General features: G+C 33.0%; 2 protein-coding genes. Both read left to right on the top strand.

The annotated features are described in order from the left end of the window. Nucleotides 1-16 precede the first annotated feature (16 nt). Entirely contained in the window at nt 17-412 is a 396-nt protein-coding gene (locus Q0856_RS17985) for a transposase (protein WP_298507219.1), read from the top strand. Beyond that, nucleotides 412-990 (top strand): DDE-type integrase/transposase/recombinase (locus tag Q0856_RS17980; protein ID WP_298507217.1); only part of this gene is annotated, 579 nt, incomplete at its 3' end. The genes Q0856_RS17985 and Q0856_RS17980, both read left to right, overlap by 1 nt.

The following is a 990-nucleotide window of genomic DNA, read 5'->3' as shown; positions in this document are numbered from 1 at the left end:
TGACCCGTCCTGAAATATGTATACACTAAAACAAATGTATATGTATAAAAATGATGGATATGTGAAACGTTATAGCGAGAGCTTTAAACTCAAAGTATTAGCAGAACTTACTAAAGGAAACCATTCCAAAAGACAAATTGCATTAACTTACGGTATTCAATCTAGTACTATAAACGTATGGATTAAAAAATATGACCGTAAAGATTTAATGAATACCCGTGTAACCGTGCAAACAGACGATGAATTAAGCCGTATTAAAGCTCTTCAGAAAGAACTAAAACAACTCAAAGACCTTCTTATTAAAAAGGACTTAGATAAGCTTGTTAATGATTCCTATCTGGAAGTAGCTGCTCAAAACCTAGGATACAAAGATGTTGAAGAATTAAAAAAAAACTTAAACATCAAGCCCTAATGAAATTAGCACCGAAAAACAAAAAAAATAGACACTACTCTATAGCTGCTATTTGTGATGCTTTCTCCTTAAAAAGAGATGCGTATTACAAATACAAGAAACGATTTGTTATTAAAAAACAAATGGAAAAACAGGTGGTGGAACTGGTTCGAAAAAGTAGAAGAACTCTACCTAGAGAAGGGACTAGAAAACTCATGAAATCATTACATCATGATTTTCAAAATCTACACCTGAAAATAGGTAGAGATAGGCTATTCCGTATCTTAAGAGAGAATAATCTACTGGTTCGAAGAAAAAAATATTCTTCTAGAACTACCAATTCATATCACAGGTTCTACAAGTACAACAACATCATAAAAGACCTGAAAATCAATAGACCGAATCAAGTTTGGGCTTCTGACATTACTTATATTAGAACCATAAAAGGATTCTGTTATCTGGCCTTGATTACGGACTTGTATTCAAGAAAAATCGTAGGCTACGACCTCAGTGATAGTTTAGAACTAAAAGGTTGTGTAAGAGCGCTCAATAAAGCAATTTACAATGCTGAAGACAGCTCGAAACTTATTCATCATTCC

The sequence above is a fragment of the uncultured Maribacter sp. genome (assembly GCF_947496775.1).
In the GTDB taxonomy this organism is placed as follows: domain Bacteria; phylum Bacteroidota; class Bacteroidia; order Flavobacteriales; family Flavobacteriaceae; genus Maribacter_B.
This window is presented reverse-complemented; position numbering and strand designations above follow the sequence as displayed.